14 protein-coding genes are annotated in these 13291 nt (G+C 56.7%); 6 read left to right on the forward strand and 8 right to left on the reverse strand.

Annotated elements, in window-relative coordinates; genetic code table 11:
• Positions 1 to 91: 91 nt before the first annotated feature.
• The 3 genes from gap to VK574_RS15310 form a co-directional block, all read right to left on the reverse strand.
• Positions 92 to 1096 carry a type I glyceraldehyde-3-phosphate dehydrogenase gene (gene gap / locus VK574_RS15300; RefSeq protein WP_472800725.1) on the reverse strand — a complete coding sequence of 335 codons (1005 nt, stop codon included), beginning with the start codon at positions 1094 to 1096 and terminating at the stop codon, positions 92 to 94.
• A gap of 650 nt (positions 1097 to 1746) precedes the next feature.
• Positions 1747 to 1890, reverse strand: a complete 144-nt coding sequence (locus VK574_RS15305) for a hypothetical protein (RefSeq protein WP_472800726.1) — start codon at positions 1888 to 1890, stop codon at positions 1747 to 1749.
• On the reverse strand, positions 1887 to 2813 hold the full coding sequence (locus VK574_RS15310) for an IS1595 family transposase (RefSeq protein ID WP_472800727.1): 927 nt from the start codon (positions 2811 to 2813) through the stop codon (positions 1887 to 1889). Before VK574_RS15310 ends, VK574_RS15305 begins: the two co-directional genes overlap by 4 nt.
• Before the next feature lie 91 nt (positions 2814 to 2904).
• Here VK574_RS15310 and VK574_RS15315 point away from each other — a divergent pair, with 91 nt between their 5' ends.
• From VK574_RS15315 to VK574_RS15330, 4 genes are all read left to right on the forward strand, one after another.
• Positions 2905 to 3534, forward strand: a complete 630-nt coding sequence (locus VK574_RS15315) for a hypothetical protein (protein ID WP_472800728.1) — start codon at positions 2905 to 2907, stop codon at positions 3532 to 3534.
• Between the two features lie 271 nt (positions 3535 to 3805).
• The gene (locus tag VK574_RS15320; RefSeq protein ID WP_472800729.1) at positions 3806 to 4642 is read left to right on the forward strand and encodes an AAA family ATPase; all 837 of its coding nucleotides are present in this window, start codon (positions 3806 to 3808) and stop codon (positions 4640 to 4642) included.
• 281 nt (positions 4643 to 4923) lie between these two features.
• A complete protein-coding gene (locus VK574_RS15325) occupies positions 4924 to 5445 on the forward strand; it encodes a DinB family protein (RefSeq protein WP_472800730.1) in 522 nt (173 codons plus the stop codon).
• An 85-nt stretch (positions 5446 to 5530) separates the two neighbouring features.
• Positions 5531 to 6064 carry a hypothetical protein gene (locus tag VK574_RS15330; protein ID WP_472800731.1) on the forward strand — a complete coding sequence of 178 codons (534 nt, stop codon included), beginning with the start codon at positions 5531 to 5533 and terminating at the stop codon, positions 6062 to 6064.
• A gap of 30 nt (positions 6065 to 6094) precedes the next feature.
• Here VK574_RS15330 and VK574_RS15335 read toward each other — a convergent pair whose 3' ends face one another.
• Positions 6095 to 6622, reverse strand: a complete 528-nt coding sequence (locus tag VK574_RS15335) for a DinB family protein (RefSeq protein ID WP_472800732.1) — start codon at positions 6620 to 6622, stop codon at positions 6095 to 6097.
• A 122-nt stretch (positions 6623 to 6744) separates the two neighbouring features.
• Between VK574_RS15335 and VK574_RS15340 the strand changes: the two genes are divergently transcribed.
• Positions 6745 to 7989, forward strand: coding sequence for an MFS transporter (locus VK574_RS15340; protein ID WP_472800733.1), 1245 nt, complete (start codon positions 6745 to 6747; stop codon positions 7987 to 7989).
• A 202-nt stretch (positions 7990 to 8191) separates the two neighbouring features.
• On the forward strand, positions 8192 to 8776 hold the full coding sequence (locus tag VK574_RS15345; RefSeq protein ID WP_472800734.1) for a hypothetical protein: 585 nt from the start codon (positions 8192 to 8194) through the stop codon (positions 8774 to 8776).
• Between the two features lie 88 nt (positions 8777 to 8864).
• Here the strand turns inward: VK574_RS15345 and ilvC are convergent, their stop codons facing one another.
• The 4 genes from ilvC to ilvB form a co-directional block, all read right to left on the reverse strand.
• The gene (gene ilvC, locus VK574_RS15350) at positions 8865 to 9887 is read right to left on the reverse strand and encodes a ketol-acid reductoisomerase (protein WP_472800735.1); all 1023 of its coding nucleotides are present in this window, start codon (positions 9885 to 9887) and stop codon (positions 8865 to 8867) included.
• A gap of 163 nt (positions 9888 to 10050) precedes the next feature.
• Positions 10051 to 10668 (reverse strand): PH domain-containing protein, encoded by a 618-nt coding sequence (locus tag VK574_RS15355; protein ID WP_472800736.1) that lies wholly within the window; start codon positions 10666 to 10668, stop codon positions 10051 to 10053.
• Positions 10669 to 10734: 66 nt separating this feature from the next.
• A complete protein-coding gene (gene ilvN, locus VK574_RS15360) occupies positions 10735 to 11325 on the reverse strand; it encodes an acetolactate synthase small subunit (protein WP_472800737.1) in 591 nt (196 codons plus the stop codon).
• Positions 11326 to 11483: 158 nt separating this feature from the next.
• Complete coding sequence (gene ilvB / locus VK574_RS15365) at positions 11484 to 13250, reverse strand: biosynthetic-type acetolactate synthase large subunit (protein WP_472800738.1); 1767 nt, start codon at positions 13248 to 13250, stop codon at positions 11484 to 11486.
• Positions 13251 to 13291: the final 41 nt, after the last annotated feature.

Raw genomic sequence — 13291 nt, forward strand, 5'->3', positions numbered from 1 at the left:
ACAGTGGACAGTGCACAGTGGTCAGTGAACAGTAATTGCGTGGCAATGGACAGCTGATCCGAGTCTGATCACTGTCCACTGCTCACTGCCTTTACAGACCCTTCTTAGCCAGGAAGCCGACGAGGTCGACTACGCGGTTGGAGTAGCCCCACTCGTTGTCGTACCAGCTCAGCACCTTGACGCTCTGGCCGATGACCTTGGTGAGAGGACCGTCGACGATGGATGAGAGCGGGTTGCCTTTGAAATCGGAGCTGACCAGCAGGTTCTCGTCGTAGCCGAGGATGCCCTTGAGCTCGCCTTCGCTGGCGGCCTTGAGAGCGGCATTGATTGACTTGACGTCGGTCGGCTTCTCGCTGATGAAGGTGAGATCGACGATGGAGACATTGGGTGTTGGAACGCGCAGGGAGAAACCGTCGAGCTTGCCGTCGGTCTCGGGGATAACCAGCTTGAGGGCCTTGGCAGCACCGGTGGAGCTAGGAATCATGTTGATGGCAGCCGCGCGGGCACGACGGAGGTCCTTGTGCGGGAAATCGAGAATGACCTGGTCATTGGTGTAGCTGTGAATGGTGGTCATGATGCCGCTGACGATGCCGCAGTGGGCCAGCAGAACCTTGACGACCGGCGCCAGGCAGTTGGTGGTGCAGCTGGCGTTGGAGATGATGTTGTGCTTAGCCGCGTCGTACTTGTTTTCGTTGACGCCGAGGACGAGAGTGATGTCTTCGTTGGTGGCGGGAGCAGAGATGATGACCTTCTTTACGGTCGTACCGAGATGCGCCTTGGCCTTGGCCCCGTCAGTGAAGTGGCCGGTGGACTCGATGACGATCTGCGCGCCTACGTCTGCCCAAGGCAGCTTGGCGGGGTCTCGCTCGGCCCAGACCTTGATCTTTTTGCCGTCGACGGAAATGAAGTCGTCACCGGCGGAAATTTCATTCTTAAGATTGCCAAGAATCGAGTCGTACTTGAGCAGATGGGCGAGAGTTGCCGGGCTGGTCAAGTCGTTAACGGCAACAAAATCGATCTCGGGATTGCCGAGGGCGGCGCGCAAAACGTTGCGGCCAATTCGGCCAAAGCCGTTGATGCCAACCTTCACTGCCATGCGTATTCTCCTTCGTTATGGGTAGATCTCAAAATTGTGTGTGTGATGGGGTTTCGGCGCCGCGACGACGCGCATCAGGCAAGTCCACCAAACTCATCAGGCTAACACTGTTGTCAACGAGAACCAAATGAACGGGACTTACATACTTCACTCCCTAACCACAATTTTACCCTGTGGAAAAGGGACGGAATATGATTGGGATCACAGGAGAGATAATTCAGAATGGCAAAACTCGAACCAGCAAAATGCTCTGTTCCCGGCTGCACAAAGAAAGCTATGTGGCTGTTTAGAGAGATCAGAGAGCAGACTTTTATCGAAGGCCCCGCTTCCGCAACTATCCAGTCTAGGCTGTGCTGTGACGAGCATAGAAGCAGCATGAGGCAACAAGACCGGGATACAAAAGTAAGGTGGGTTGACGCTTCTAAAATCTAGCTAGAGCCTGTCCAGTGCTCGCTTTGCCTCTTCTATATGCTTATGACAAAAAAATATGTGTGTTACAGTGCTGTGCTTCTCGCCGGGAACCAAATCAGGACAATCCACCTCGAATTTACTCATTGAATAGATGGGTGTTTCAGGACATTTTCCGCCCATTCCACATCCGAACGCAGCAAACGGATTTTCCATAGGCGTACACCAATAAGAACCCGCCTTTAAGGGGCGGGCTTCTTTTCCTTTTCAATTTTGGTCTTCAAGCGTTTTCGCTTGCGTGCTGCCTTGGACTTTGGTTTGGGCCGATAGGCCAGAACTTTGTCCACAATCTGATTCAGAATCTCGGGTATTTCTGTCTTCTTCATGCGATCAACCTCGCATACGTGAGGCGCTTACCATCTGTGGCGTCAATGAAACTATCCAGCCGCGTTAGGGTGTGATTTTTCACGTCGCCTTCGTTCAGGCGGAAAGAAACTTCGTCCACGTAACGGGTAAGGTGCTTGGCGCTCACTTGGTGATAGGTGCCGTAGATTCCGCGCTTCAGGAGCGCCCATACGCTCTCTATGCTGTTCGTGGATGTGTTGCCACGGCTGTACTCGCCACCTTTGTGGTTGACTACCTCGTGCTTGTAGAAGCCACCGTCCAGACCCCTGTAACCGTTGTGTTCGTCTGTCATCACGGTAGAGCCAATCTCTACGTTGTCATAGATGGCGTTGTGCAAGGTTTCTTGGTCATTGGTTTGGATGGTCATTGCAACGGTACGTCCACCGCGCTGACGTAGACCGATTACGGCAGTCTTGCCGAAACTTCCACGGCCAACATTCAGTTTCTTGTGCTCGTGCTTGTTGCCTTCTTTGCCGCCGACGAAGCACTCATCTACTTCCACAAAACCAGCCAGTTTGCCACCGCTACCAGAAGGACCACCGCAAGCCTCACGGAGACGCTGGAGCACGAACCATGCCGACTTCTGAGTGATGCCTATCTCTTTGGCGAGTTGCATAGAACTGATGCCCTTACGATCCGTCACCATGAGGTACATCGCATACACCCACTTGTGTAGGGGAACATGCGAACGCTCAAAGATTGTGCCAGTGCGGATTGTGAAGTCCAGTTTGCATTTGTTGCAGCGATAGAAGCCACCCTTGCGGGTCGTAATGCGATCCTGGCCCGAGCAAGTAGGGCAGGTTGCACCCTTGGGCCAAAGCCGTGCTTCCAAGTAAACCCGCGCTGTTTCCGCATCTGGAATCAACTGGAAGAGTTCGAAGGTGCTTATCGTGCTCTGGCTCATGAAGTAATAGTAGTTAATTCCCTTGAGGGAGTCAAGTATTATTTATACTTTTATGTCTTTATTTTAAGGCAACTTGGAATAGTATAAAAGAATGTCTTCACTCATCTACCACATTGCCCACGACCAAGTTTTTGTAGCAACAGATACGCTTGCCACGTCACACGAAGGCAAGCCTGTTTACTTCACAAGCAAAGTCCTCATATTGCCTCATCTCAATATGCTTCTTGCTGGCACTGGAAGGGCCGGATTCTTGGATAGGTGGATTGTTGCCATAAACGGTAGCCCTATGCGCGATGTTGATGCGGTGGATCGCGAAGCGACTAATTATCTTGCAGCCGCTTGGAGTCTCTACCAGCAGCAGATCACCGAGCCAAGTAATCTCTCGACCGTGACTATCTACCATTTTGGGTTCTCCGAGACTGCAGGCGTTATTCACGCCTACGCATATAGGTCGGAAAACGGGTTTCAATCCGAGCGTCTCGAATACAGAACCGGTGTGAAGCCTAAATGCACGGTCCCTGAGAACTACAGATTTCCAGACGACATAAAAGGAATGATGGAAGAACAGAGAACCATTCAGGCACTTTTACCTAAGAATGAACAAGTCTTCATCGGCGGTGAAATCCAAATTCACCATCTGAATCAGCACGGATTCAATGTGTATAAATTAGCCGAGTTCGATGACTACAAAGAACAAAAACAGGCTGTCTACAAGACTTAGCAAGTCTAAGGGAGTTAAGTGATTAATTCCCAAATGAACGCTCCGTAAACCGCGTTCTCGTACCAAAATGCGCTCTACGCTAGTTTGCGGGTTCGGATGTGGGACCGTATGTGACGGACGCCACTCGCGCACCAACCCATGCCTGCGACTGCGTGAAAGTGCACACCGGGATGTTGTGTTCCAAGTGACCTCGCGCATGATACGTGTTTTGCTGTATTTGCAGTGGCTCCGGTCGGTGTGGTATCCCGGTAGTGTAGGTGTAGAAAGCGGAATGAGAAGACGTTCCCGACGCAGCGTAAATAATTCAGAATCCACAGGCAAAATTGGCCAGGAACTCCCACAGAATCAGCCCCGCCCGCTGGTGCCGCTCTATCCGGACGAAACTTTGCCCGGTGAGTCACGACCCGCGCGCCCCGCGGCTGCAGCTCAGGAGACGCGTGCTTCGCGGTCCGCGGTTGCGGCTTCTGAGGCTCGCGCTCCGCGAACAGCCGCCGAGCCTCGCGCCCCTCGGCCGCCAAGCCAGCCGAAACGCGCCGCTCCGCAGGAGTGGAATGAGCCTGCCGGATCAGGCCGCCTCGAAATGGAGACCCAGCCGGAGTCGCCCTCGGTGCCGTCAGCAGAGGCGCAGGCTGCAAGCCGCTCGCCGCAGGCGCCCAAAGGCTATGTGGTGCTGGCCATCGGGTTGCCGGGTTCGGGCAAGACCACATGGTTTCGCCGCCGCGGCGTCACTCCCCTCTCGAGCGACCTGCTGCGCAACATCCTCTTCGACGATGTGGAGGAGCAGCGCTATCAGGGGCTCGTGTTTTCCACGCTGCGCTCGCTGTTGAGAGCCAGGCTGATCGCCAAAATGCCGTGGAACTACGTCGACGCAACTAACCTGTCGACGCACGAGCGCCGCCAGTGGATCAAGATGGCCAAGAGCTTTGGATATGAGACACAGGCGGTGTTTTTTGATGTTCCACTTGAAGTTTGTCTCGACCGCAACAGGCAGCGCGATCGCTCAGTCAGCGAAGACATCATGCGCAAGATGGCCGAGAAGCTGAAGGCACCCGCGTTCGAAGAGGGGTTTGAAAAAATCACCGTGGTCAGGGTGAAGAGCGCGGTCTGAGGCCTGCTGTCTGGGGGCGAGATGTCGGAGCCGTTGCGATACTTGTCGGGACAAGAGATCTGCTCGGGCGATCGTGTCCGGTTCCATGGGCATGATGCGGAGATTGAATTTGCAGCCGCCGATCTGAGCGATCCTGAACATAGCTGCTTTGTCCGGCTATATGGTGGCGGGGTGATGGTGAAAGATCCCGCAGTTTCCGGGCATACATTTATACCGGTAGATCAACTTAGGAATTACGAAGACCTTGAGTTTGTCGTCCGCTGCAACCTGGAGACTTCCCTATGAGCACTCCTGCTTCTGTTCCTTACATTGAGCCTTGGCTGCGAGGCACACATGCCGACGTTCCGGCCGTTGGACGGGCCGTCCTCCACGCCTTCGACCTCGCGCTCGACGACATCACGAAATGGACGGGAGGCCTCAACGATCTCGAAGTACATGTGCAGCCGCTGGGATTGCCGGCACTATCGTTTCACTTGAAACATATCGCGCGATCGACCGACCGGTTGTTGACGTATGCCGAGGGCGGTCAAATTTCCTCGGATCAACTGGCACTGTTGAAGTCAGAGCAGACTGGATGCGAGACGCTGGCGGAACTCCTGTCCGAGGTGGAAACCTCCTTCAGCAATGCGGCAGACCGCGTCCGCGTGCTGGCTACCGCGGACTTCAATACGTTCCGCGGCGTGGGCCGCAAGCAGTTGCCGACGTCGATCGGCGGAGCGCTGGTCCACGTCGCCGACCACACCCAGCGCCACGTGGGCCAGGTGGTCACGACGGCCAAAGTGATCAAGGCGCTGCGAAGCTGAAGGGACATAGTCGCTTCGCCGGAGTTGCCGCGCTGCCCTTACCAGAATAGAATCCTCGCATCTCAAAACCTCTCAAGAGGACGTTATGCAAGATTCGCGACCTCGTTTTGTGCCGCTTGCGGCCAAGACAATCGTATGCCATTCCATCACCTACATGATCATGGGCGCACTCGCCTATCACTTTCTGCATTACGCGGACCTCATCAACAATCCAAATTCGGGCATGCGGCCAATCACCAGCCTGTGGCTGATTCTTGGAGTGCCGCTGCAGGTATTTCGCGGCGTGCTGTTTGCTTCGGTCTTCTATCTTTTTCGCGAGCGGTTGTTCGGACGAAAGAATGGCTGGCTGGCCATGGCTTGGATGCTCATCGGGATCGGGATCCTGGGAACGTTTGCCGCGCCCGCAGGATCGCTGGAAGGATTCATCTACACGACTGTGCCGGTGGCGAGCCAGTTGCGCGGCTATCTGGAGATTGTGACGCAGGCACTGCTGCTGTCGGCGCTGCTGTGCTACTGGGTAAACCATTCGGGCAAGAAGTGGCTGAACTGGACGCTCGGCATCGCGTACGTGCTTTGTGCAGGGCTTCCGCTGCTTTCGCTGGTGGTGCCGAAACGCTAGAGCGGGTTGCCTGGTGACGGTGGCAACAGATTACTTCGACCAGGGCGGCACCACGCCCGTCATGCGCGCATACGCAACCAGCTGCCCCATGTGTTCATTGCCGTGGACGATGATGCGGAGGTACATACCGTCGACCGTGGCATCGCGGCCATTCACTTTGAGTTTGCGGCTCATATCTTTGGGATCGGCTGCGAGGTGCGCTTGCTTTACTGCCTCCAGCGAGCGCTTGAGCCAGGCAATGACTGCCGGCTTAGTGTTAACGGTTTTTTCCGAGTCTGCTTTCAAATCTGGCGGAAGGTGCGGCCCGGCGACGGGGAGCAGTTCGAAATTCGCGATCGCGATGTGCATGTAGACTTCGCTGGTGGATCGAACGCCGGGAGCCGGCCGCCAGGCGAATTTGTCGGCCGGAGTGGCTTCGGCCAGCGCGATGAGTTGGCTGGAGACGTGACGCCACTCGCCGTCGTAACCCTGCCAGAGACCGTCCAGCGGATCCTGCGCGAAGGACCGAGACGCGCCCAGAAGAACCAGCAACAACATCCATGTTCGCAGCTTGATCACCTTAGACCTCCTTTGTATAGCGCGGCTTCCAGCTTACGCAATTGACGGCGATCCTTGCCACCAGGATTTCTGTCCATTGTCTGGAGATCACTGACTGGCCGTAAACGGTACACTGCTGACCTGTGACTTTCTCGTCCAGCACCGCGAACACCGGCGACAAGGTGGCGCTACGCGCATTCGCGCCAACGCTTATTCTTCTGGTTTTGGCTGTGCTCATCAATTACGTCGATCGCGGCAACCTCGCTCTTGCGGCGCCGCTGCTCAAAATTGAGTGGGGCATGACGGCGTCGCAGCTTGGCATTCTGCTCTCCGCTTTCTTCTGGACTTACACCGCCCTGCAATTCGCCATGGGCCTCTTCGTCGATCGCTTCGGCGCAAATCGCCTGATGGCGCTTGGATTCCTGGCCTGGTCGCTGGCCACGGTGCTTACCGGCGCAGCCATGGGATTCGCCACGCTGCTCACTCTCCGCCTGTTGCTCGGCGTCGGAGAATCGGTCATGTTTCCGGCAAGCTCAAAAATCATGGCGCAACATCTGCCAGAGCATGCACGCGGATTCGCCAACGGCCTCATGAACGCCGCGATGCGCTGGGGTTCGGCAATCGGCACGTTTGGCGGAGGCCTTTTGATGGCAGCCTACGGCTGGCGCCCAGCCTTCGTCGCCATTGGCGTTGTGAGTCTTTTGTGGCTACCGGCATGGTCGCGCTGGAAGGCGCCGGAAGCGCACATCACGGCTCATCTTGATGCGGCCGCCCCTGCGTTCTCGGCCATACTGCGTAAACGGGATTTCTGGGGAGCAGCTTCAGGCCACTTCTGCGCGAATTATCTTGTCTACTTTCTGATGAGTTGGTTGCCGTACTATCTCGTTCACGAACGACATCTCTCCATGTCCGCGATGTCCGTTGCAGCCGGTGCGCTGTGGGTGGTCGACTCGCTGTCCTCCATCGGCACCGGCACGATAACGGACTTGTGCATTCGTCGGGGCGCCAGTCCGACGTTGGCGCGCAAGTCGGCCATGGCTCTTGGATTCTCACTCGCCGCTGCATCGCTCGTGGGCTGTGCGCTCGCCGGCCAGCAGGGTTATCTCCCCTGTCTCATCGCCTGCGCCGTCGGTTCCGGCGCTGCCAACGCCGGCACGTTTGCTTTTGCGCAGACGCTCGCCGGCCCGCGCGCAGCAGGGAAGTGGGTAGGCCTGCAAAACGGCATCGCCAACATGGCCGGAGTCACCGGCCCCGCGCTCACTGGCTTCCTCGTAGACTGGACCGGCCACTTTGCATCCGCCTTCGCAGTTGCCGCCGTCATCACGCTAGGCGGCGCCTTCGCCTGGTGTTTCGGTGTTTCCCGTTTGCAGCAGGTAGACTTCAGTTGATCTCGCGATGATCGTCGAGCTTCTAGACCGATTCGAGCCGGATGGCGATGTGCTGCTGCGAGCAATCTCCAGGCACATCACCGACGAAATGTTGGAGTGCATCTCGAAGGCAGACTATGGCGATCGAGCCGATGAACACCTCGCCGCTCTTCGCCACCTGCGTGGCACCGGGACCCTGCCGGGTAATCCGGGATGGGTGCCGATGGAGGTGCTGGAACTCATCCGGTGGTCGCAACCTGAGGATCCGGAGTGGAAACCGGGAGAAATGGGTGAGTTCGGCCACTGGATGCGGGCTTTCTCGTGCGCGGCGATCCTTCGAGTTGAACAAGAACCGTGGAACTACAAATACAATGATGGCTCCACGGATTCAACGACGATCCAGTTGATGTTCAGTCTGGAGGCGCTGCCGGTCGATGTTAGTCGAGAAGCTGTGCGACATCTTGCCTGGCTGATTCTGAAGTCGGATCCGGAAGGCCGAGAGAAGTTGAAAGACGAGTCGGTACGTGAGTACGGCGTGGCGCTCTTTTGGTTTGCACTGCATCTTCGTCCGCAGACAGAGGATCAAGATCTGATTTCTCTTGCAGAGTGGACGGTGAAACGTGCCGATGAACTCAGGTGGGATTCCTCGATAGCGGAATTTTCTGGTCTTCGACAAATGGTGATTCGTTGCCAAGAGCGATCTGCCTGGGAGCTATTCGGTGTCAGACTCTCCGAAGTTGATCTCAGCGATCGATCATCCGATCTGCAAACGTGGGTGAGACTCATTGCGGAACAGCTTCTGGACTGACCAAAAAACACGAAGGCCCCGCTGATACGCGCCCTCCACGAAGTGGAGGCACGCACCAGCAGGGCCAAGCTGAAAGCTGTTTGCTGTTTTACCGAGTCTTGGCCACTTCCTCCACCGTCACCGGATCGAGGAACGGCATGCTGGCGCGCAGTTTCTTGCCGACGATTTCGACGGGGTGTTTGGCTTCGGCTTCGCGGAAGGCTATGAATTCCTTGCGCCCTGAGTTCTGATCGGCAAGGAACCGTTTTGCAAACTCGCCATTCTGAATTTCGGTGAGGATCGCCTTCATCGCTTTCTTGCTCTCATCGTTGATCACACGAGGGCCGCTGACATAATCGCCCCACTCGGCGGTGTCGGAGATCGAGTAGCGCATGTAAGCCAGGCCGCCACGATAAATCAGATCGACGATGAGTTTCAACTCGTGGAGCACTTCGAAATAGGCGCTCTCCGGCTGATACCCCGCCTCGACCAGCGTTTCGTATCCCGCCTTGATCAGCGCACTCACGCCGCCGCACAGCACTGCCTGCTCGCCGAAGAGATCGGTCTCTGTCTCTTCCTTGAACGTTGTTTCCAGCACCCCGGCGCGTGTGCAACCAATGCCCTTGAGGTAGCTGAGATTCAGTGCATGCGCCTTGCCCGTCGCATCCTGATGGATGGCGATGAGTCCGGGAATGCCACCACCCTCGGTAAAGACTTCGCGTACGCGATGTCCCGGACCCTTGGGGGCGGCCATGCCTACGTCGATGCCTGCGGCCGGAGAAATCGTCTTGAAATGAATGTTGAAGCCGTGTGCGAAAAGCAGCATCTTGCCTGCGCTGAGGTTCGGCGCTATCTCTTCGGCGTACAGCTTGGCTGCGGTCTGATCCGGAACCAGCACCATGACGACATCAGCCCACTTGGTCACTTCAGGCACGGTGCCGACTTCAAGGCCTGCCTTCTGCGCTTTGGCAATGGATTTCGAATTGGCTGAGAGGCCCACCTTCACCTCGACTCCGGAATCCTTGAGATTCAGAGCGTGGGCATGCCCCTGCGAACCGTAACCAATGATGGCTACTTTCTTGGCTTGAATGAGGGAAAGGTCAGCGTCGTGATCGTAATAAGTTGTAGCCATGATGATCTTGATTTTCCTTTGCGTTCGTTGTGTTCTTCAAAACTTGCAGTCGGAGACTTCAGTCCAACCGCCGGAACTTTCGTGTATCAGGGCACGACTTCAGTGGCGCCGAATTGAACCGCAAAGAATGACGGCTCTTAGCCCATGCGGGGAACAAGCTCATCTATGCTTTCACAAATGTTGTGGCGCCGCGGCGGGTGCGCTCGCGTAACTGGCACTCGCGCAACTCGTCGGCAAGAACCTCCAGATGAGGCACGCCGTAAATTGAAAAGTTCTCAAGCTCGGCGTCGGAAGAGAACAGGTGCAAAGAGGCCTGGCCGAGAAGCCGGCTGCCGATGGGCTTGCGCAGCTCAAAGTGATCGATGCGAAACAGTTCGAGCGACTCCTGCACCTTGGAGAGCAAACCGCGCTCGAACTTGATGCGCTGGGTAGTGATCCTGTAGAACACTCGCCGGCTCTTGATGAAATAGATCACGCAAATCAGAATGCACGCCGCAACAAAGAACAGGCCCAGGTAAAGGAAGTACTCGTTGGATTGTTCGGGAAATTGCTTCTCAATGCCGTATCCTGCTGCCGCGGTTGAAGCGGCAACAATAAGAAATGGCAGTAGCTGTCCAACGGTATAAATCAATGCCGGGTGACCGACAAACAGGTCGCGCTCTGCCTCCACTTCTTTCGCTGTAGCGTAGTTGGCAAGGTCAGTATTGCAAAAACGGCACTTGATGGCTGCGGCCTTGATGGTTTCTCCGCAAACCGGGCAGGCTTTGCTGTCTGGGTCCATGATCTTGATCCTTCCAGGGTGAGAATACCAAGGCAACCTTACGTTCCAAGGCCTAAAGATGGCCGCTTATGCAGGTTCAATATCTGCGCTCTCCTCTGCGGCGCCTTCCGGCTCGTCCTCAGGCAGGGTATCTTCATCGGATACCTTGCCCATAGCCTTGAGAACGCTCGAGGTATGATGGCCGCGCCGCATCGTCATCTTTCCGCTGCGGCAGATCTCAAGGATGCGCCCATCGTCTTCGCGCAACACTTCGATGAGGCCTTCGATCTTGCTTTCCACGCCAGTCATCTCGATCATCAGCGATTCCGAGGTCAGGTCGACAATGCGCGCACGGAACACCTCTACCAGGTCGAAGATCTGCGCACGATTGCGCGGCGAGGCCGCCACCTTGATCAACGCGAGTTCGCGCGTGACATTGGGCGCCTTGGCAATATCGTCGACATCGACAACATTTTCAAGCTTGAACAAGCTGGCGCGGATGCGATGGCCAGCCTCTTCCGATGCCTCGCAGACCAGCGTCAGACGCGACAGTCCTGGACGCTCGCTACGGCCTACGGTGAGCGAACTGATGTTGATGTTCAACCGGCGGAACAGGGAAGCCACGCGCGTCAACACGCCCGGCAAATCTTCAACATATGCGACAAATGTGTGCAACATAAAAACCTTTCAAGCGGAGAGTGGGCAGTGAACAGGGAACAGTGATCAGTGTTCTGTTAGAACCACGAGCGGTGGTGCATCACTAATTCCAATTTGCTTCCGACGGCCAGGGTGCTTTTTTTCTGTCCACTGTCCACTGCTCACTGTTCACTGTGGTGCTACTCGTCGTCCGCGGACTCGACTAGCGGATTTTTGCCGGGTCGGCGAATCATCTCATGCAGCGCGCTGCCTGCGGGAATCATGGGATACACCGAATCTTCTTTCTCGACCAGGAAATTCAGCAGGAACGCGCCAGGGGCGCTACGCGCTTCATTCACTGCCTCAGCGAGTTCGGTTCGGGTCTTCACTGCTCGTCCGGCAATACCGTGCGCATCGGCGAGCTTCACAAAATCCGGACTCACCAGCGGCGTAGCTTCGTAGTTGCTCTCGTAGAAAAACTCCTGCCACTGCCGGACCATGCCGAGATATCCATTGTTGATGATGGCGATGTTGATCTTGATCTTCTCCTGCACGATGGTCGACAGCTCTGCCGCCGTCATCTGGAATCCGCCGTCGCCCGCGATCACCCACACTTCCTTGTCCGGGCAAGCCATCTTCGCGCCAATCGCAGCCGGTAGAGCAAATCCCATTGTCCCCAGACCGCCCGATGTCACCAGCGAGCGCGGCTTCTCATGGTGGAAATACTGAGCTTCCCACATCTGGTGCTGGCCCACATCCGTCGCCACAATCGCGTCGCCGCCTGTGATGCGCCACAGGTCGTGCATCACGTGCGCCGCGTAGAGGTGTCCCGAGTCCGGCAGGTTCTTGATATCGCGAACCGAGACTGCACCCTTGCTCGATTCAATAGTCTTGAGCCATGCGGAGCCATCGCGTCCCGCGATGCGCGGCAGCAAATCTTCAAGCACTGAGCGCAGATCGCCCACGAGGGCGACATCGACCTTGACGTTCTTGTTCACCTCGGCGGGATCGACTTCGATGTGAATTTTCTTTGCCTTCTGCGCATAGGTGCTCAGCGTGCCCGTCACACGATCGTCAAAGCGCATGCCGCATGCGATCAGAAGATCGGCTTCCTGAATTGCCGTATTCACCCAGGACTCGCCGTGCATGCCCATCATGCCCAGGTTCAGTGGGTGCGAGGCAGGGAAGTTGCCCAGCCCCAGCAGGGTGAGAGCTACCGGAATCTGCGCGCGCTCCGCCAGAGTCTGCACCTGCTCCATCGCGCCCGATTCGGAGACACCGTGGCCGGCGAGAATCACCGGACGTTTTGCATTCTTGATCAGTTCCGCCGCATGCTTCAGCCCGTTCTCTTCCACGCGCAACATGGGGTGCGGGCGATACGGCCGAGGCTTTGCGGCCTCAAAGTCGAAGATCGCCGTGCCTTGCTGCGCATCCTTGGTAATGTCGACCAGCACCGGCCCCGGCCGCCCGCTCTGCGCAATCTGGAATGCATATCGAATCGCGTGGGCAACGTCCTCGGCCTTGTTCACGAGAAAGTTGTGCTTCGTTACCGGCAGCGTGATGCCCGTGATGTCCACTTCCTGAAAGGCATCGGTGCCCAGAACTTTGCTGGAGACGTTGCCGGTGATGCACACCATGGGAATGGAGTCGAGCATCGCCGTCGCAATGCCGGTTACGAGATTCGTCGCTCCCGGACCGCTGGTTGCCATGGCCACGCCGACCTTGCCGGAAGCGCGTGAATAGCCGTCGGCCATGTGCGCGGCGCCCTGCTCATGACGGACGAGAACATGATGGATGGGAAACTTGCGCAGCGCGTCGTATACCGGAAGAATCGCTCCGCCCGGGTATCCGAATACCGTGGATACACCCTCACCCACCAGCGTTGCCCATACGATCTCAGCGCCGGTAAGGCGCGTCGGCGTGGTGAGGTGGCTCTCAGCGGATGGCGTTTTTGCCTTGCTTCCCATGTTTGTCTCCTTGATACTTTCCAGCTTTATCTGATCACTGT

The organism is Occallatibacter sp. (assembly GCF_035317045.1).
In the GTDB taxonomy this organism is placed as follows: domain Bacteria; phylum Acidobacteriota; class Terriglobia; order Terriglobales; family Acidobacteriaceae; genus Telmatobacter.